Source organism: Filimonas effusa (assembly GCF_004118675.1).
Classification (GTDB): Bacteria; Bacteroidota; Bacteroidia; order Chitinophagales; family Chitinophagaceae; genus Filimonas; species Filimonas effusa.
The window spans coordinates 1,548,354-1,566,379 of sequence record NZ_SDHZ01000001.1; the positions used below are offsets into that span (position 1 = coordinate 1,548,354).

Genomic DNA, 18,026 nt, shown 5'->3' on the forward strand with positions numbered 1-18,026 from the left:
TTAGCCATTCTTTCCCTGAAGCATAGGTACAAACGAAAAATATTCGAAGCATTCTTCCGTTGTTGCGTTTTCGGCGACTTTGGTAATGCGCAGCATTCTCTGGCGGCCGTCTTCTTCATCAACAGGAATAACCAGGTAGCCACCGATCTTAAGCTGTGCTACCAGTTTTGGTGGAATATAAGGAGCTGCTGCGGTAATGATGATCTTATCGAAGGGAGCATACGCGGGCAATCCTTCAAAACCATCGCCATAGAAGAACTTAATATTGGGATATTTGTTGCGGAAAACAAACTGTTTGTTATGCTCGTACAGTTTTTTCTGGCGTTCGATCGTATAAACGCGGGCCTGCATTTCGGCCAGCACAGTTGCCTGGTAAACGCTTCCGGTACCTATTTCAAGCACCTTATCGCCTTTATTGATCTGCAGGAGCTGCGTTTGATAAGCAACTGTATAAGGCTGTGAAATAGTCTGACCCTCTCCTATCGGAAAGGCGCGGTCTTCATAAGCTATTTTATCAAATGCTGAATCCAGGAAAAAATGGCGTGGGATACTGTTGATGGCGTCGAGTACATTTTCATCTATAATTCCCTTCTCTCTTAGCAGATTTACCAGTTGTTTACGTAAACCTTTGTGCTGATATGAATCTTCAAACCTTCTCATTCTGCTGCAAAGGTAGCATTTCAAAATCTTACTTAAAATTAACAATTCAGAAATGGGTATAAAAAAGCGCCTCCCGGATTAAATTTCCACGAAGGCGCTTTAGCGATATCAAGCGTTGTAATTACTTCAGTTTCATATCAGTAATAACTGCTTTAATTCTATCATTCAACTCAGCATATACTGCATCGAACTGGTCTTTAGCGACCAGGGTGCTGTTAACACTGAAGTAGAATTTGATTTTTGGTTCCGTTCCGGAAGGACGTGCAGAGATTTTAGTGCCGTCTTCGAGGATGAATTGCAATACGTTGCTCTTGGGGAGTGTGATATCCCAGGTTTCGCCTGTTTTCAGGTTTTTGCCTACCTGCAACTGGTAGTCGAGCAGTTGCACCACGGCTGAACCATTGATGGTTGCAGGCGGGTTATTACGGAAGCCCTGCATCATTTCAGCGATCTCTTCCTGTCCGCGCATTCCTTTTTTAGTAATACTGATGAGGTGCTCGAGGTAGAAACCATATTGGATATAAAGATCTATCAGTTTATCGTAGAGGCTTCTTCCCTGTTCTTTTTCGTAAGCCGCCATTTCGCAAAGCAGCGCTACGGCAGAAACCGCATCTTTATCACGCACCTGATCGCCCACCATCAGACCAAAGCTTTCTTCTCCGCCGATCACATAGTTTTCTTTGCCTTCTTTTTCTTTCAGCAACTCGGCGATCCACTTAAAGCCTGTAAGTACGTTGTAACAGGAGATATCGTTCTTTTTAGCTACCTGGTCGATCATTTCGCTGGTAACGATGGTTTTGATGACCATATCGTTTGGTTTGGCGAGCCCTTTTTTCTTACGAGCTTCGATCATATAGGCAAATGCAAGAACAGCAGTTTGGTTACCATTCATAAGCACCCACTCTCCTTTATGATTTTTAACGCCAATTCCTACACGGTCGGCATCGGGGTCAGTCCCCGCCAGGATATCGGCATCAATTGCTTTTGCTTTCTGAAGACCAATGCTCATAGCTTCGGATTCTTCAGGGTTGGGATAGGAAACGGTAGGGAAATTACCATCGGGCGTAGCCTGTTCGTCGACTATGGTAACATTGGTAAAACCATAAGCTGCGAGAACCTGCGGCACCAGTTTAATGCCTGTTCCGTGAATAGGCGTATAAACAATTTTCAGGTCGTGCTGTTTGCTGATCACTTCGGGATAAACGCTGAGGCCTTTTACCATTTCGATATAGGCGTCATCGATGTCTTTACCGATAAGGGTGATGCGGTTTTCGCCACCGGAGAACTTCACATCGGCAACGCTGCTGATGGCTTCTACTTCTTTGATCACATTTTTATCGTGCGGGGGCACCAGCTGACCGCCATCGTTCCAGTACGCTTTATACCCGTTATATTCCTTAGGGTTATGTGAAGCGGTACAAACCACACCAGCCTGACATTGCAACGTACGGATCACAAAAGAAAGTTCAGGCGTAGGTCTGAGCGCTTCAAAAAGAAATACCTGTATGCCGTTGGCAGCAAAGACGTTAGCTGTAGTTTCGGCAAAAAAGCGGCTGTTATTGCGGCTATCGTGTGCAATAGCAACTTTTACAGGAGAATCGCCATAAGTTTTACGCAAATAGTTTGCAAAACCCTGAGTGGCCATGCCCACAGTATATTTATTCATACGGTTGGTACCAACGCCCATGATACCGCGAAGGCCTCCTGTACCGAATTCGAGGTTACGGTAAAAAGCATCGGCCAGCTCATCGGGGCTGCTTTGCTGTAAACGCTGAATTTCATCTTTAGTAGCCTGGTCATAATTACCATTCAGCCACTCATTTACTTTTGCTGATATGTTTGCGTCCATACGATATGATTGTTATTGATTTTTGCGTATCAGGGTTAAAGGTAAGCGCCCAGCACTTCATTGTTTTCAACAACCACCTGGATATGATCCTGAAGTGTGGTTGCTACTGAAAGTCCGACATAATCGGCTTTCACCGGAAAATGTTTGTGCATACGTTCTACCAATACCAGCGTTTGTATTCTTTTCGGGAAAAATGCCAGTAAGGGTTTTAATGCATACATGAGCGTACTTCCTGTATTGGTGACATCGTCGATAAGGATGACGTTTTTACCATTCAGGTCTACTTCTTCGTTCAAAGTAATGTTCAGCGGCTTATGTTTATCCAGGGTTACAGAAAGCACCTGGATGGGAGCGTTGATATATGGTTTAAGCATATTGCCTATTTTGCCGGCAATGACCATACCACTTTGCCTGATACCGATTAAAACGAGGGGCGCCTCATCTTCGCTAAGCTGCTCCGCAATTTCCAGGGCCATACGCTGCAGTTTTTGTTCTGCCGTAGCCTGGTTCAATAAATAATTTCTATCCGCCATCGTGTGTATATTACGCTGAACAGCAATATTAAACTACAATTCACAATTGGCAAATTACATATCAGAAAGTTGCAGAAAATATTACCTTAGCGGCCATAACCAATGCCGGTATGCGTATTATTGAGGAAACAGCTTTTATTATTATCCTGGTTGCAGCCATCGTCTTATTTACCAAAAAAGCACGGCAGATTTACCGGAATATACTTTTAGGCAGGGAGGTTTCCTGCAATGACCAGCCCGGAAAGCGCTGGAACAATGTGTTATTGCTGGCACTCGGGCAAAAGAAGATGTTCCGCAACCCGCTTGTGGGAGTATTGCATTTCATTGTATATGCCGGTTTCATTATCATCAATATCGAGGTGCTGGAAATATTGCTGGATGGCATCCTGGGCACGCATCGCCTGTTTTCTTCTCCGTTAGGTGTGGTTTACAGCTGGCTGATCAATTCTTTTGAATTACTGGCAGCGGGAGTAACCATAGGTTGCGCCATCTTCCTGGTACGCCGTAACATAGTTAAGGTAAAGCGACTGGTACATAGTGATCTGAAAGGCTGGCCCCGCAGCGACGCCAATTATATTCTTATCACGGAAATAGTACTGATGAGCCTGTTCCTGACCATGAATGCCACCGATACTATTTTGCAGGAACGTGGTTATGGTCATTATGGAGAACACCTGACCGGCAATTTCGTTATATCGGGCTGGTTACAGCCATTATTTACAGGGCTAAGCAGCAGTGCCCTGGTAGCCATTGAGCGCAGTTGCTGGTGGTTACATATCATTGGGATCCTTGCCTTTCTTAATTATCTGCCTTATTCCAAACATCTGCATATAGTGCTGGCATTTCCCAATGCTTACTATGCGCCACTGGTTCCACAGGGCAAAATGAATAATATGCCTGAAATCCAGAAGGAAGTATTGTATGCCATGCAACCGGAGCTGGCTCCTGCCGGCGATGCCGCGCAGCCTGCACCACATAAGTTTGGCGCCAAAGATATTACGGACCTTACCTGGAAGAACCTTCTGGATGCCTATAGTTGTACAGAATGCGGCCGCTGTACGGCAGCCTGTCCGGCCAACATCACCGGCAAGAAGCTGAGTCCCCGTAAAATCATGATGGATACGCGCGACCGGGCGGAGGAAATAGGACGCATCATCAATAACAAAGGGCAGTTTGAAGAAGACGGCAAGGCGTTGTTGCACGATTTTATAACAGCCGAAGAGCTCAGGGCCTGTACCAGTTGCCAGGCTTGCGTTCAGGCCTGTCCTGTAAGCATTTCTCCCCTGGACATCATTGTTCAGTTGCGCCGCTATATGGTGATGGAAGAAAGTAATGCGCCACAGGAATGGAATGGCATGTTCAGTAATATAGAAAACAACTTTGCCCCCTGGCAGTTCTCTCCCGATGAAAGGGACAAATGGGTGGCGGAGATGGAATCATAAACAGAAGAGAATTTTAAACAAAGAGAAAGATGCATATAAAATCAATGGCTGAATATGCAGCCAGCGGAGAAACGCCTGATATTTTATTCTGGGTAGGTTGTGCGGGAAGTTTTGATCAGCGGGCACAGAAAATAACGAAGGCGTTTGCTACGATACTTGATAAAACCGGCATCAAATACGCCATACTGGGGAAAGAAGAAGCCTGTACAGGAGATCCTGCACGACGTGCAGGCAATGAGTTCCTGTTCCAGATGATGGCGTACAATAACATTCAGATCCTGAACGGCTACGGTGTTAAAAAAATAGTTACTACCTGCCCGCATTGTTTCAATATACTCAAGAATGAATATCCTGAACTGGGAGGCACCTACGATGTTGTGCACCATACCACGCTGTTACAGGAATTAATTGATGAGGGCAAGATCCGTATAAAAGAAGGCGGCAGCTTTAAAGGCAAAAAAATAACCTTCCACGACAGTTGTTACCTGGGCCGTGCCAACAATATTTACGAAGCTCCGCGAAAAGTATTGGAGGCGTTGGACGGGGAGCTGGTAGAAATGAAGCGCTGTGGCTCAAACGGCCTTTGCTGTGGAGCAGGCGGCGCCCAGATGTTCAAGGAAGACGAACCCGGCAACACCCGGATCAATATAGAACGTGCAGCCGAAGCCCTGGAAACAGGCGCTACCGTGGTAGCATCGGCCTGTCCTTTCTGCAACACCATGATGACCGACGGGATCAAAAGCAAAGAAAAAGAAGGTGATGTAGCCGTACTTGATGTTGCTGAATTGATCGCCTCCAGCATGGAGCAGTAAGGAAAATCGGTTTCAGCACATTAACTTTGCAATATGAACCTGAATTATTCCCATTTATTGCCGCAGGATTTTGATGCTTCTTCCCGGGTATGGATCTACCAGAGCAACCGTATGTTCTCTATTCCCGAAGCATTGGAAATTGAAGAGATGCTGAATGAATTTGTGAGTGGCTGGAATACGCATGGCAAGGCCAATAAAGGCTATGCAAACCTCCTCTTCGGCCAGTTTATTGTACTTATTGCCGACGAAACGGCTGGCAACGTGAGCGGCTGCAGTACCGACAGCTCTGTAAGAGTGATGAAAGAAATAGAAAAAAGGTTCTCTGTGAACCTGTTCGACAGGCAATTACTCGCATTTGTGGTAAAAGACAAACTACAGTTACTGCCTTTACCACAGTTTGCGTACGCCGCATCGAATGGATTTATCACAGCCGACACCCTGTATTTCAATAATACGGTAACAACGCTTGACGCACTGAAAAATAACTGGCTGGTTGCTGTTAAAAACAGCTGGCTGGCAGCACGTCTTCCCAAAGCAACCGTTTAATAATCAACGGGTCTAGCTTTTTTGCCTTACACGGTCAACCGCTGCTTTCATTTCTTTATCGCTGATCTTCCGTTGTACCATCTTATTCAGCTGGTAGGTGACGGTAAGTTTGAAATTCCGTGTGCGTGAAGCTCTAAAGCTTTCGAGGAAGAAGTTTGGCCCATAGGTAAATGTGGTATATTTCTGCGAAGCAAACGGATCTATCACATTCAACTGCATGATCAGCCTTTTATCAAAGAATTTACGTTGTACGCCCAGGTTAAGCGATACATTGCTTCTTGCCCTGCCCTGCGGATCGGCAAAGCTGTTAAAGCGGGCATTGCCTTCGAAACGCAGCAGGCTTGTGGGAGTATAGTTATAATTCAGCGTTGAATAAAAAGAGCCTCCGTCGCGGTATTTATACAACTCCTTCCCCATCTGATCATAAACATTGTAAGTATAGCCAACGCTGGTATTTATACGCAATTGCTTGCTGATGGTATACCCTCCCCATACGCTGGCTTCGTACTCTTTACGGTTGCTGATGTTACGGTAAGTTGTCTGGGTCTTACCATCGCCCACAAGGGTACGGATGGAGTTAAACACGTCTTTGATATTGTTAAATCCTGCCGAACCGTTGATGTAGTATTTACCTTTGATATAGCTGATATTCCAGTCGAAATTATCGGCGATAGAAGCATCCAGATAGGGATTACCAAAGCGGATATTATAAGGATCGCTATAATCGATACTGGGGTTCAACTGTCCTATGCCCGGTCTTCGGATAGCTGCACGATAAACCAATGAGGTATTCAGGGTTTTATCAAACTCTTTACGCACGGTAAAATTCGGCATCAGTTTCCAGTAACTATTACTCACGGCAGGTGTGTTGCCTTCTATGAAATTGAAATCAAGGCTGGTTTGTTCTGCCTGAACACCACTGATGATCTTCCATTTCGCCGGCAATGCTATCGTAAAACCGGCACGTACTGTAAAAATCTTCTGGTGAAAATAAAAGTCGTTACTCAAACCATCATTGGGCACCATTGTACCATCGGACTGGCGGAGAAATTCGGTCTCCAGCACATTATGCGTTTGGGCGCTGCTATAAGTGGCGCCGGTTGTGATGGCTGAACCCTGGTTGAATACAGGGCGGTTGTAATCGATACGGATATTGTAATTATCACTGTTATTGAGCGTATGCTGCTCCTGCATTGAATCATTGCCATTGGGCGTGAAGTCGTTAAAATAAAAGCGCTGGAAATAGTTCCTGTTATTGTCGTTCCTGTTCAGGTTGGTTCCTATGATCACCCTTAATTTTTCAGCAGGGTTATCACCTTTGTACTGATAGGTAACTGTAACAGAATTATTATATCCCAGTCCATCCGTAGCACTGTTCCGGGTACTTAGCCTTGTAGTATCCAGGAACCTGTTCTTATTGGCATATGTTGTAAGGCTGTTATTATCGAAGCTATTCAGGTTACCCTGGTAAACACCGGAAAAGGAATGGTGTTTATCGAATTCATAATCCAGTTGCAGGCGAAGATTGGGACGCAGGTTCTTATTCGTAAAACCTGCATCGGTATTCAGGTAGTTGGAAGAGTCGGCATAAATGTTTTCACGGCGCGAATAACTGTTGCCTTTCACCTGGCTGGCAGCAGTACCGGCAACGGCGGTAAAGGCAAGCTTTTTACTGCGGTACGAAACGTTGGCTGAAAGGTTACCCTCTCCCCTTGTGCCGCCGGCAAGAGTGATCCTTCCTATCCAGCCTATTTTGCCTTTTTTAGTAACAATATTAATGACGCCGCCTTGTTCGGTTGCATATTCGGGAGGTGGATTCATCATCAATTCTATTTTTTCCACCGAGCCTCCCGGCAAACTTTCCAGCAAATCCTGCAACTGGTCGCCACTTAATTCAACAGGTTTATCGTCAATGAGGATCTTAGGCTCTTTGCCACGCAGTAAGATCTTACCTTCGGGATCGTTGCTTACGAGTGGCATGTTTTTGAGGATCTCGGAAGTGGAAGAGCCATCGCTGAGCGCACTCTGGCCAACATTATAAGTGATCTTGCCATCGGTATTTTCGATCAGCGGCTTTTCGGCATATACGATCACCTCTGCCAGCTGCGTGCCCGGCGCACTTATTTTAAGGTCGCCAAGATTAAAATCGTAACGTTCTTCACGCAGATGAATGCTATCGAGGATAAGCGGGTTGTAACCAATAGCGGTAATTTTCAGCCGGTAATAGCCTAATTCTATTTTATTGAACTCGAAAGCACCATTTTTATCGCTCACCACAGTTTTTTGCCTGTTGGTATCGGCCAGCTGCTGCAGCCTGATGGTCGCATACATAACCGCTTGTCCTGCCGGGGTATCGATAAGGTTGCCTACAATGAGGCCAAGACTATTTTTCTTAGAGATCTGGTTTACCGTATCCGGCTGCTGGGCATGAACAAGCAACACAAAAAGTGTAAAGGCAAGGGCAATAGCAATTTTTCTCACTTACTGAATTGGTTTTATTGGGCCTGGTGCGTCACCTGAGCCAGTTTCATCTGGAAACCGATACCCAGCAGGCTTTTTACCTGTAAAGCCGGGCTATCCTTATCAGGACCAAACAGCTTTACATCATCGTCATAGATCATATCCAGGTTGTAGCTGGCGGAAAGAAACCTGTTGATCTTAAAAGTCATGATGTTGGTAAAGTATACATCAACATTTCCGGGTTTACTTTTATAATCGGAGAACAAGTCCATTCTTCCTTTATAGGTTACATTTTTACCCAAGGTCAACGAATAGTTGATGGTAGAAAAAGCACCCACCTGGTTAAAGATCCTTTGGCCTGCCGGCACCCCATATACCCCTTTGTCGGCCAATTTCCTGTTGGCTACAATGGTAGCACGGGAGGTGATCGGAGAAAGAAAGACTGAAAAATTGGGCAAAGGTTTATAATCCATACCCAAAGAAAATAAAAGATAGGCCGGAGACAGGAGTGTTGAAGATATTGTTCCAACATTATTAGCGTAGGTGTACCCGTCGAAAAACTGGGAACGGAAGTTAAACAAACCAGATACATAGTATTTCTGGGCGCTATCGACCTGGAAACCATATTTTGAAAGCAGGTCGAACCTATCGTCATTTTTCCGGCTGCCCAGGCTGGTGGTTTGCATAATACCGAAGTTCATATCCAGGTTATTATCCCAGGTATGTCTTCCTTTTTTATAGAAAACAAAGTAGTTGAAATAAGAATTGATCGCGAGTGTAAAATTATCACCGCCTGCCGCCCAGTTGCTGAGCGAGCCCTGTGAGGCATTAAGATTTACAAGCCCTCCCCGTTTCCAGTTCCAGTGGGCTGTATCATTTTCCTTTTTAATGGTTTTGTTGAAAACTTCGGTCGGGAGTGTCCGAACCGGCATATCCTGAGCGGAGCCGGCAAAAAGGAGGATAAAAAACAGGCAAAAAAGCGTCAAAAACTTCATCATGCGGGAATACCAGTCATTAAACGCAAATATAGTTTTTGGCGTACAGAAAAAACTGTTAAGGCTCTGCCAAACTGGCACATCGAATCTTTTGTTTATTTTTGCCCTTCAAAAAAAGTCACGGGAAATGGAAATGCTGAAAGTAGCAGATAAAACGCATGATGAAAGCAGACAGGGAGAAGCCTTTGCACCTTTTGCAGTGGATCCTTCGTCTTATCACAAGCGGTTTTATATAGAAAGTTACGGGTGTGCTATGAATTTCAGCGACAGCGAGATTGTAGCTTCTATTTTACAGGGTGAAGGTTTTGGCGCCACCCGGAATTTTGAGGAAGCGGACCTTATTTTATTAAATACCTGCTCGATCCGCGAAAAGGCGGAACAAACGGTACGTAAACGCCTGACCGAATTCAGGAAGATCAAGAAAAGCAAGCCCGGTATGCTGGTAGGCGTACTCGGATGTATGGCGGAACGACTGAAAGCCAAATTATTAGAGGAAGAAAAACTGGTTGATATAGTAGTAGGCCCCGATGCTTACCGCAGTTTACCCGGATTAATAGGAGAAGCGGAAACAGGCCAGAAAACGGTAAATGTTTTACTGAGCCGGGAAGAGACCTATGCCGATATTTCACCTGTAAGGCTGGAAAGCAATGGCATCAGCGCATTTGTATCTATCATGCGCGGCTGCAATAATATGTGCAGCTTTTGTGTGGTGCCGTTCACCAGGGGCCGTGAGCGCAGCCGCGACGCCCAGTCTATAGTAGCCGAAGTACAAGAGCTGTTTAACCAGGGGTTCCGTGAGGTTACATTGCTCGGTCAGAATGTTGACAGCTACCACTGGAGTCCCGAAAATGAAGGGCATAACGGATGGGGAAAAGCAGTCACCTTTGCCAACCTCCTGGAGATGGTGGCGCAGGTGCATCCCGATATGCGGGTGCGCTTCAGCACTTCTCATCCTAAAGACATCACAGAAGAGGTTTTAACAACAATGGCACGTTACGAGAACATCTGCAAATACATTCACCTGCCGGTTCAAAGCGGCAGTACGCGTGTATTACAGCTCATGAACCGTACTTATACGCGCGAATGGTATATGGCTAAAGTAGACCAGATCATGCGTATCATGCCCGACTGTGCCCTCAGCTCCGATATTATAGCAGGCTTTTGTACAGAAACGGAGGAAGAGCATAAGGATACACTGGATATTATGTCGTACAGCAAATACGATTTCAGTTATATGTTCATTTACAGTGAGCGCCCCGGCACGCTTGCAGCACGCCGTTATAAGGATGATATACCTGAAGAGGTGAAGAAACGCCGCTTACAGGAGATTGTTGATCTGCAGGGTGCACTGTCGTTAGCCAGCAATGAACGCGACCTGGGCAAAACATTTAAAGTGCTCATTGAAGGCGACAGTAAACGCAACCAGGAAGAATGGAAAGGACGTAACAGCCAGAATAAAGTGGTTGTTTTTCCGAAAGAAGAATATGCGTATCAGCCGGGCGATTATGTTTGGGTAACCATACACGACCGCACACAGGGTACCCTGATAGGAAGAATCAGTAAAGGTTAAAAATTCAAAAGCTGAAAGGCTTTGTTTTTAAATTTCAAGCATGGATTTACAAAGTATTAAGAACAGATTTGGGATCATTGGTAACTCACCTGCGCTGAACCATGCGTTGAACGTGGCAGTACAGGTAGCAGTAACCGACCTGAGCGTATTGATTGTAGGTGAAAGTGGTGTAGGTAAAGAGGCTTTTTCGATGATCATTCATGCATTGTCGGCACGTAAGCATAATTCATTCATCGCAGTGAACTGCGGCGCTATTCCGGAAGGCACGATAGACTCAGAGTTATTTGGCCACGAAAAAGGAGCTTTCACCGGCGCAGTAGACAGCAGGAAAGGTTATTTTGAAACGGTAAACGGCGGCACCATCTTCCTCGATGAAATAGGTGAAATGCCCCTGGGTACGCAAGCCCGTTTGTTAAGGGTGCTTGAAACGGGGGAATTCATAAGGGTAGGTTCTTCCAAGGTTCAGAAAACAGATGTACGCGTAATAGCGGCTACCAACCGCGAACTCCTTGAATTTACACAGAAAGGACGTTTCAGGGAAGACCTGTATTACCGCTTAAGTACTGTTCCTATCAGGGTACCTGCCCTGAAAGACCGGCGGGAAGATATCTCTCTTTTATTCCGCAAGTTCGTTACCGATTTTGCAGAACGTTATAAAACCACGCCGGTACAACTAGACGATGAAGCACGTAACCTGTTGATGCAATACAGCTGGCCGGGCAACGTCAGGGAACTGAAAAATATAGCTGAACAGATTTCGGTATTAAGTACGCAGCGGCTCGTTAATGCTATTGAACTGCGCAGGTTCTTACCGGACCACTCTACTCCCAACCGCATGCCCGTACTGTCAACCGCACCACACGGCAACAGCGGCGACTACTCCAACGAAAGGGAACTCCTTTATAAGCTCTTCTTCGATATGAAGAAAGATGTTACGGAGCTTAAGAAAATGTTCCTGGAAATATTACAGAATCCTTCGTTAGCCGGCAATATGGCCAACTATACCAAGGAATCGCTGATGAACGACTATATGGGCACCAGCAATGGCGAAAACAGTGTGATAACGGCTCCCGCCGCCATGCAACCTGCATTGCCGCAACCCATGCATCACAACCCGGGCAGCGCTCATACCGTATTGCTTTCGCATGATCATCACGACGAAATTCACCAGCACGAAGAAATAGAAGAGTCGCTCAATATCATAGACAAGGAGAAAGAACTGATAGAAAAAGCACTCAGGAAACACAAAGGCAAACGTAAAGATGCTGCGCTGGACCTGGGCATCAGCGAACGGACACTTTACCGTAAGCTGAAGGAATACAATATCGAGGATCTTTAGGAAGAATATAACAGCCCTCTATGCCATACGGCGCATATAAGGCAGGAACTTACGTTAGCTTAAGGAAACAAATACAGCAATCAAACCAATGAACAATAATAAAAGCAGGCAGTTCTTAAAGTACACCGGTGCATTGCGGGTGCTCCTCTTCGTTTTTCCCATTTTATTCCTGGTTTCCTGCGGGGTGTATACTTTCAAGGATGTGTCTATCGATTATACAAAGATCAAAACTATCAAGATCGGATACTTCGAGAATAAAGCCCGTTATAATAACCCGCTGTTAAGTCCCAGGTTAACAGACCAGTTTACACAGAAAGTAGCCAGCTATACCAAGTTAACAAGAACCACCAACGACGATGCACATTACCAGGTTCAGGGGTATATAAGCACGTATAACGTGTCTACATCCGGTGTTGCACAACAGAAAGCCGCTACCAACAGGTTAACAGTAGGTGCACACATCATTTTCAAAGACATCGTGAACGACAAAACAAATGAATTTGACGTAAGCCGTGACTTTGATTTTTCGGCAAACTTAAGTTTACAGGAAGCAGAAGGACGTTTGCTGGATGAAGTTGTAAAAAACTTATCGGATGAAATTTTCAACCGTATTTTCTCAAACTGGTAACAGAAATAGTATTTTCATGGTATGAACCTGGTAGAAGACAAAATAGTGCATTTATTGACAGGCAAACACAACCTGTTTGAAGTATCAGTAGATGAGTTACAGGCTATTTCTGACGAGCAGCCGTTCTTTTCGGTTGCCCAGTTATTGCTAACCCAAAAAATGAAACAGGTAAACCACCCCGGATTTGTACAACAGCTACAAAAAACGGCGTTGTTTTTTCCTAATATATTCTGGCTGGATAAACATCTGCAGGAATCATCGCCGCAGGTACAGCCGGCGGCACCACCACCACCTGCTGCAATTCCCACACAGCAGCCGTCGTTTGAAACAACTATCCATACCCCGGCTGTAAATACCAATACAGCTACTTCATATGATACTGCAACGAATGCGATCCCGGAACCACCGGCAGCAGCATTCACCGCCTCCTCCGATCCCCGCTACTATAAGGAAGAAGAGGATGATCTAAATCCCATTACCGCACAGTATGGGCAACAAGATCCGGCGACAGCAGTTACAAGCCCTGCGCCGGCAGAACAGGCAACTACTCCGGCTGATGCGCCTGAACCGGTTTCTACTATTGATACTGCCGAAGCATCTTCTCCTGAAGAACTGCTGGCAGTTGCTACCGACAGAATTGATGAACCGGTAACAGAGCAGCCTACCGAAGCGCCGGTTGCAGCCGCCTGGGAAGAACAGGCAGCACATATTACAACAAGTGAAGACCCCCAACCTGTATACCCAGGTTATACCACCGCCGTAATAGAAGAAGTAACAGGCGATACCCCCACCTCCGTTGAGGTGATCACAAACCCGGTAACAGCTCCGTATGTTGCCCCAGAACCCGAAGCCGCAGCCACTCCTCCGGTAACCGACGCTTCAATAGAAGCAGAAGCCCCTCCGGCAGCACTGGCACAAGATACCCAGGAAGCCGCTGCCGGTTACGAGCATTCGATAAAAGAAAGTTTTGCCAACAATACCAGCAATGATTTCGGCAGTGATGACGAAGACGATCTGCCTGTAGACGCCCTCGGCGAAACAGGAGACAATATGGAAGCGCCTTCGTTACGACTGGCAGAGATCATGCAGCAACAGGCTAATACCTTTAATAAACCTGTAGCAGAAAATGAAGTGTTGCCTATTGAAAGCGAGCCTTACCATACCATCGACTATTTCGCGTCACAGGGCATCAAGGCTGAAGGTAATGCCGAAGATGGCCTCGCCAAAAAGGTACGCAAGTTCACCGACTGGCTGAAACAAATGAAGAAAGTGGCCCCTCTCCCTTCGGATCTGGGAACTGATGCGGAATTGGAGCAGGTGGTGCATGGAATAGCCGCCACATCTATTGAAGCTAAGGAAGTTGTGACTGAGGCCATGGCCGAAGTTCTGGTAAAACAAGGCCGGATAGACAAGGCAGTTCTGCTTTATTCAAAATTAAGTTTTCTGAATCCGGACAAAACAGCGTACTTTGCTGCCAAAATCTTAGAATTAAAAGGGAATTGAAATGATAATCCTGTTTTTTAGTCTCATCGTACTGGCCTCATTAATCCTGGGCTTCTTTGTATTAGTGCAGAATCCTAAAGGTGGTGGCCTTTCAGGAAGTATCGCAGGTTTCAACAACCAGTTTATGGGTGTGAAGCAAACTACCGACGTACTGGAAAAAGGTACCTGGTTATTTGCCTGCCTCATTGGCGTATTATGCCTGGTATCCTCTTTGTTCATCAAAGGCGGCGGCGCAACTTCAGACACTCTACTACAGAAAGTTAATACCAGCGCTCCTGCTCAAACAGCGCCTGCTTTACCGGCTCCGGCAACACCAGCCCCCACTCCTGCTCCCTAAGCAGTAGTGTAAGATAAATTACCAGTAATTATTTTTATATAAACCCCGCCTGCGTCATGCAGGCGGGGTTTTTGTTATCTTGCCATCAGTCTCGATCATTTATTACTTCCCCATTATATGAAAAGAATATTTCTGTTTTTCCTGGTACTGTTGCTGGTAGCCATTTGTTCCATAGCCTGGCTTTTACTGGCCCCTGCTACAGATTTTGATCAGAAAAGCCGCTACCTGTATGTTTATGAGCCCGAAAATATCGAGGGGCAGGTAATGCCGCAGTTTCGCGGCCGTGCCCATATAGGAGAAAGCAAGGCGCCTGAACTGCGTTACCCCGGCGTATTCCAGTGGCTGGCAGGCCCGCTGAATGTTTGGGACAAGCTGAAACCAGGCCGCTTTGAGATCAAAAAAGGAGAGAACATGCTGTCCATTATCCGCAGCCTGCGCAATAACCAACAGGCTCCCGTGAAACTGGTGATCAACAAAATAAGAACCAAAGAAGACCTGGCTAAACTCATCGGCAAAAACTTCCGTACCGATTCAACTACAGCTATCCGCTTCTTAACATCAAACGACTCGTTGCAAATACTGGGCGTAGACACCAATACGGTAATGACCCTCGTTATTCCCGATACCTATAGCTTCAACTGGCAAACCCCGGTAAAAAAAATAATGCAGCGTTTGCAGGACGAACACGATAAATTCTGGACCAACCAACGTAAATCGAAAGCCACTGCATTAGGGCTTACCACCGAACAAGCTTATACCCTGGCCTCCATTGTAGAAGAAGAAACCAATGCCAACCAGGAAAAAGGCAATATCGCCAGTGTATACCTGAACAGGATTGCCAAAGGCATGACACTTTCTGCAGATCCCACCGTTAAATACGCGTTAAGAGATTTTGGTTTGAAACGTATTTATTTCGGTCATCTCACCGTCAACTCTCCCTATAATACCTATAAGAACAAAGGGTTACCCCCCGGTCCTATTTGTACGCCCTCCACAATCACCATCGATGCAGTGCTCAACTCACCCCGGACCGATTACCTCTTTTTCGTGGCAAGCAGTAACTTTGATGGCACACACCATTTCAGCAGCAACTATGCCGAGCATGAACAATACGCAAAAGTGTATCAGAAGGCATTGAACGAAAGAAAGACGAAGTAAGGAGCATGACCAAATTAGAACGTATCATATACAACTGGAAACCCGTTGTCTTTATAAGAGAAAAAAGCAAATACACCATATTGCCCGGTTTTGAAGGTTTACCGCTCTACGATGTCTTCGTATACTTTATGAAGCAATCAAAGAAAATAAGCCTTAACGAACGGGCTGCGGCTATCTCATTTAACTTTATAATGGCTATCCCCGCAGCCTGTATCTTTTTGTTCACGCTGTTACCCTATCTGCCCGTTTCAAAACAGATCTATCATGAATTGTTCAGGTTTGTAAGAGATATTACGCCCGATCGTGAAACAAGAAAGGTGATCATTTCGTTCCTCGACGACTTCTTCAACAAACCCAAAACCGGTTTGCTTTCTGTGGGTTTCCTCCTGGCTGTATTTTACTCTTCAAACGCCATGATGGGCGTTATACGCACCTTTGACCGCTCACTTCAAAACACCTACAAAGGCGGCTTTTTCAGCAAACGCCTGCGTGCCATACGGCTTACCACCATTGTAATTGTACTGATCCTGGCCACCTCGCTGATATCATTGGGACAAGGCACTTTATTCCGCTGGCTGATGGATCTGCTGGGTATTGAAAACCGCAACTTAAGATTCTGGATCCAGTCGCTGCGCTGGCTCGTTATCCTGGCGCTTTTTGTTTATTCCATCGGCCTGATCTATAAATATGCACCTTCTGTTAAAAAACGATGGAAACTACTCTCTCCCGGTGCTTTTCTTGCTACATTCTTAACTATTTCCGTCACTTCGGTGTTTTCTATCTGGGTGCAGCATTTCTCGAACTATAACAAAGTGTATGGCTCTATCGGCACTTTGCTCATCATTATGCTGCTGATTTCGCTGAATTCACTGATCCTGCTGATAGGTTTTGAGCTTAATGTAAGTATCACCCATCTGAAAGAGCAAAGAACGGCGGAAAAGCAGAAACAGGAAACGCCTTCTCTGGCATTGAGATAAATCGTAACTTATTCTATCAAATCAATACATCTATATGAAAAAGCTGGTCTTATTGTCCCTCCTGCTTGCCGGTGCAGTTTACACATTTGCGCAGCAGACTTATACCTCATTGGCATTAGGTTCTTCCACACCTTTGGCCACGGTAAAAATGAAAGATATTTCAGGAAAAGAAGTGAGCCTTGCCGATGCCACCAAAAAGAACGGTTTACTGGTCATGTTCTCCTGCAACACCTGTCCCTATGTACTAAAGAACCAGGACAGAACGAAGGAAGTAATCGCCTACGCGCAAAAAAACAACATAGGCATCATCATTATCAATTCCAATGAAGCGCAGCGGAGCGAAGCCGATTCTTATGAGGCAATGAAAACCTACGCTGAAAAACAAGGCTATAAATGGTATTATACCCTCGACAAGGAATCGAAGCTGGCCAATGCTTTCGGTGCTACACGCACACCCGAAGTGTTCCTGTTCAACAGCAAAGGCATACTTACCTATAAAGGCGCTATCGACGACAGCCCTGCAGATGCAGCCAAGGTAACAAGGCATCATCTTCAACTGGCTATCGATGAAACGGTGGCGGGAAAAGATGTCACCATAAAAGAAAGTAAATCAGTAGGATGCACAATAAAAAGATCTTAGATCCTCCAGACTTTATCCCAATAGCCGGGCAGTGAAGCAACCAAGCTTGCAATAACTGCCCGGTCATTTTTTTTGTACCAATGCAGCAAGCTCCAGTTTAAACTGTTCTTCGGTCAGTTGCCTGCCATAGAACTTACGGTATCCTGTAGCATTATTTACAAAAAGCGAAGCAGGAATAGCACCTTCCCAGCTGGCATCTATTTTGGGGCAAAAGCTATCGGCATTCGATTCACTAAGCCATACTACCTGCGATCGGTAATGGTTCTTTTTCACGAAAGCCTTTAGTTTAGCCGGAACATCTTCCTGGAAATCAAGGCTCACCAACAATAATTTCGCTTTAGGCATGCTATCGGCATACACATGCTTTTCGAACCAGGGAATTTCATGCACACATGGCGCACACCAGGTAGCCCAGAAATTAACGATAATGGGTTCTTTGCTTTCCCGGATCATCGTCACCACATCGTCCATTTTCACAATCTTTATCTCCTGCGCCGATACATTCACGCCTGTTAGCAGCAACATCATCAATAATACCTTATGCATAACTATACTATGTATTGGTGAATAATTGACT

17 protein-coding genes are annotated in these 18,026 nt (G+C 45.6%); 11 read left to right on the forward strand and 6 right to left on the reverse strand.

All coding sequences use genetic code 11. The annotated features are described in order from the left end of the window. The 3 genes from ESB13_RS05665 to ESB13_RS05675 form a co-directional block, all read right to left on the reverse strand. The gene (locus ESB13_RS05665) at positions 1 to 660 is read right to left on the reverse strand and encodes a protein-L-isoaspartate(D-aspartate) O-methyltransferase (protein ID WP_129002043.1); all 660 of its coding nucleotides are present in this window, start codon (positions 658 to 660) and stop codon (positions 1 to 3) included. Positions 661 to 781: 121 nt separating this feature from the next. Further along, entirely contained in the window at positions 782 to 2,509 is a 1,728-nt protein-coding gene (locus ESB13_RS05670; protein WP_129002044.1) for a phospho-sugar mutase, read from the reverse strand. Positions 2,510 to 2,544: 35 nt separating this feature from the next. Beyond that, positions 2,545 to 3,042: a phosphoribosyltransferase family protein gene (locus ESB13_RS05675; RefSeq protein WP_129002045.1), complete on the reverse strand. Its 498-nt coding sequence runs from the start codon at positions 3,040 to 3,042 to the stop codon at positions 2,545 to 2,547. A 110-nt stretch (positions 3,043 to 3,152) separates the two neighbouring features. Here ESB13_RS05675 and ESB13_RS05680 point away from each other — a divergent pair, with 110 nt between their 5' ends. From ESB13_RS05680 to ESB13_RS05690, 3 genes are read left to right on the forward strand one after another with little or no spacing between them, the layout of a single operon-like run. Next, a complete protein-coding gene (locus ESB13_RS05680; protein WP_129002046.1) occupies positions 3,153 to 4,484 on the forward strand; it encodes a (Fe-S)-binding protein in 1,332 nt (443 codons plus the stop codon). A 29-nt stretch (positions 4,485 to 4,513) separates the two neighbouring features. Next, positions 4,514 to 5,296, forward strand: coding sequence for a (Fe-S)-binding protein (locus ESB13_RS05685; protein ID WP_129002047.1), 783 nt, complete (start codon positions 4,514 to 4,516; stop codon positions 5,294 to 5,296). Between the two features lie 33 nt (positions 5,297 to 5,329). Beyond that, positions 5,330 to 5,842: a hypothetical protein gene (locus ESB13_RS05690; protein WP_129002048.1), complete on the forward strand. Its 513-nt coding sequence runs from the start codon at positions 5,330 to 5,332 to the stop codon at positions 5,840 to 5,842. A 12-nt stretch (positions 5,843 to 5,854) separates the two neighbouring features. On the opposite strand, the gene ESB13_RS05695 is transcribed toward ESB13_RS05690, so the two are convergent. Beyond that, positions 5,855 to 8,323, reverse strand: coding sequence for an outer membrane beta-barrel protein (locus tag ESB13_RS05695; protein ID WP_129002049.1), 2,469 nt, complete (start codon positions 8,321 to 8,323; stop codon positions 5,855 to 5,857). 14 nt (positions 8,324 to 8,337) lie between these two features. Further along, positions 8,338 to 9,300 (reverse strand): DUF3078 domain-containing protein, encoded by a 963-nt coding sequence (locus ESB13_RS05700; protein WP_129002050.1) that lies wholly within the window; start codon positions 9,298 to 9,300, stop codon positions 8,338 to 8,340. Between the two features lie 124 nt (positions 9,301 to 9,424). Between ESB13_RS05700 and miaB the strand changes: the two genes are divergently transcribed. From miaB to ESB13_RS05740, 8 genes are all read left to right on the forward strand, one after another. Next, positions 9,425 to 10,867, forward strand: a complete 1,443-nt coding sequence (gene miaB / locus ESB13_RS05705) for a tRNA (N6-isopentenyl adenosine(37)-C2)-methylthiotransferase MiaB (RefSeq protein WP_281275037.1) — start codon at positions 9,425 to 9,427, stop codon at positions 10,865 to 10,867. Positions 10,868 to 10,907: 40 nt separating this feature from the next. Next, complete coding sequence (locus ESB13_RS05710) at positions 10,908 to 12,206, forward strand: sigma-54 interaction domain-containing protein (protein ID WP_129002051.1); 1,299 nt, start codon at positions 10,908 to 10,910, stop codon at positions 12,204 to 12,206. A gap of 88 nt (positions 12,207 to 12,294) precedes the next feature. Beyond that, positions 12,295 to 12,834 carry an LPS assembly lipoprotein LptE gene (gene lptE / locus ESB13_RS05715; RefSeq protein WP_129002052.1) on the forward strand — a complete coding sequence of 180 codons (540 nt, stop codon included), beginning with the start codon at positions 12,295 to 12,297 and terminating at the stop codon, positions 12,832 to 12,834. Between the two features lie 21 nt (positions 12,835 to 12,855). After that, positions 12,856 to 14,337, forward strand: coding sequence for a hypothetical protein (locus ESB13_RS05720; protein ID WP_129002053.1), 1,482 nt, complete (start codon positions 12,856 to 12,858; stop codon positions 14,335 to 14,337). A gap of 1 nt (position 14,338) precedes the next feature. Further along, positions 14,339 to 14,674, forward strand: a complete 336-nt coding sequence (gene secG, locus ESB13_RS05725; protein ID WP_129002054.1) for a preprotein translocase subunit SecG — start codon at positions 14,339 to 14,341, stop codon at positions 14,672 to 14,674. Positions 14,675 to 14,791: 117 nt separating this feature from the next. Then, entirely contained in the window at positions 14,792 to 15,832 is a 1,041-nt protein-coding gene (mltG, locus tag ESB13_RS05730; protein ID WP_129002055.1) for an endolytic transglycosylase MltG, read from the forward strand. A gap of 5 nt (positions 15,833 to 15,837) precedes the next feature. After that, a complete protein-coding gene (locus ESB13_RS05735; RefSeq protein WP_129002056.1) occupies positions 15,838 to 16,809 on the forward strand; it encodes a YihY/virulence factor BrkB family protein in 972 nt (323 codons plus the stop codon). A 34-nt stretch (positions 16,810 to 16,843) separates the two neighbouring features. Then, the gene (locus tag ESB13_RS05740; protein ID WP_129002057.1) at positions 16,844 to 17,449 is read left to right on the forward strand and encodes a redoxin family protein; all 606 of its coding nucleotides are present in this window, start codon (positions 16,844 to 16,846) and stop codon (positions 17,447 to 17,449) included. A gap of 63 nt (positions 17,450 to 17,512) precedes the next feature. On the opposite strand, the gene ESB13_RS05745 is transcribed toward ESB13_RS05740, so the two are convergent. After that, positions 17,513 to 17,995, reverse strand: a complete 483-nt coding sequence (locus tag ESB13_RS05745; RefSeq protein ID WP_129002058.1) for a TlpA disulfide reductase family protein — start codon at positions 17,993 to 17,995, stop codon at positions 17,513 to 17,515. Positions 17,996 to 18,026: the final 31 nt, after the last annotated feature.

Coding starts and splice junctions, on each gene's coding strand:
- ESB13_RS05720 (WP_129002053.1), top strand. CDS start 12,856: ATGAACCTGGTAGAAGACAAAATAGTGCATTTATTGACAGGCAAACAC.
- ESB13_RS05700 (WP_129002050.1), bottom strand. CDS start 9,300: ATGATGAAGTTTTTGACGCTTTTTTGCCTGTTTTTTATCCTCCTTTTT.
- ESB13_RS05675 (WP_129002045.1), bottom strand. CDS start 3,042: ATGGCGGATAGAAATTATTTATTGAACCAGGCTACGGCAGAACAAAAA.
- ESB13_RS05735 (WP_129002056.1), top strand. CDS start 15,838: ATGACCAAATTAGAACGTATCATATACAACTGGAAACCCGTTGTCTTT.
- ESB13_RS05670 (WP_129002044.1), bottom strand. CDS start 2,509: ATGGACGCAAACATATCAGCAAAAGTAAATGAGTGGCTGAATGGTAAT.
- secG (WP_129002054.1), top strand. CDS start 14,339: ATGATAATCCTGTTTTTTAGTCTCATCGTACTGGCCTCATTAATCCTG.
- mltG (WP_129002055.1), top strand. CDS start 14,792: ATGAAAAGAATATTTCTGTTTTTCCTGGTACTGTTGCTGGTAGCCATT.
- ESB13_RS05740 (WP_129002057.1), top strand. CDS start 16,844: ATGAAAAAGCTGGTCTTATTGTCCCTCCTGCTTGCCGGTGCAGTTTAC.
- lptE (WP_129002052.1), top strand. CDS start 12,295: ATGAACAATAATAAAAGCAGGCAGTTCTTAAAGTACACCGGTGCATTG.
- ESB13_RS05690 (WP_129002048.1), top strand. CDS start 5,330: ATGAACCTGAATTATTCCCATTTATTGCCGCAGGATTTTGATGCTTCT.
- ESB13_RS05685 (WP_129002047.1), top strand. CDS start 4,514: ATGCATATAAAATCAATGGCTGAATATGCAGCCAGCGGAGAAACGCCT.
- ESB13_RS05665 (WP_129002043.1), bottom strand. CDS start 660: ATGAGAAGGTTTGAAGATTCATATCAGCACAAAGGTTTACGTAAACAA.
- miaB (WP_281275037.1), top strand. CDS start 9,425: ATGGAAATGCTGAAAGTAGCAGATAAAACGCATGATGAAAGCAGACAG.
- ESB13_RS05680 (WP_129002046.1), top strand. CDS start 3,153: ATGCGTATTATTGAGGAAACAGCTTTTATTATTATCCTGGTTGCAGCC.
- ESB13_RS05710 (WP_129002051.1), top strand. CDS start 10,908: ATGGATTTACAAAGTATTAAGAACAGATTTGGGATCATTGGTAACTCA.
- ESB13_RS05745 (WP_129002058.1), bottom strand. CDS start 17,995: ATGCATAAGGTATTATTGATGATGTTGCTGCTAACAGGCGTGAATGTA.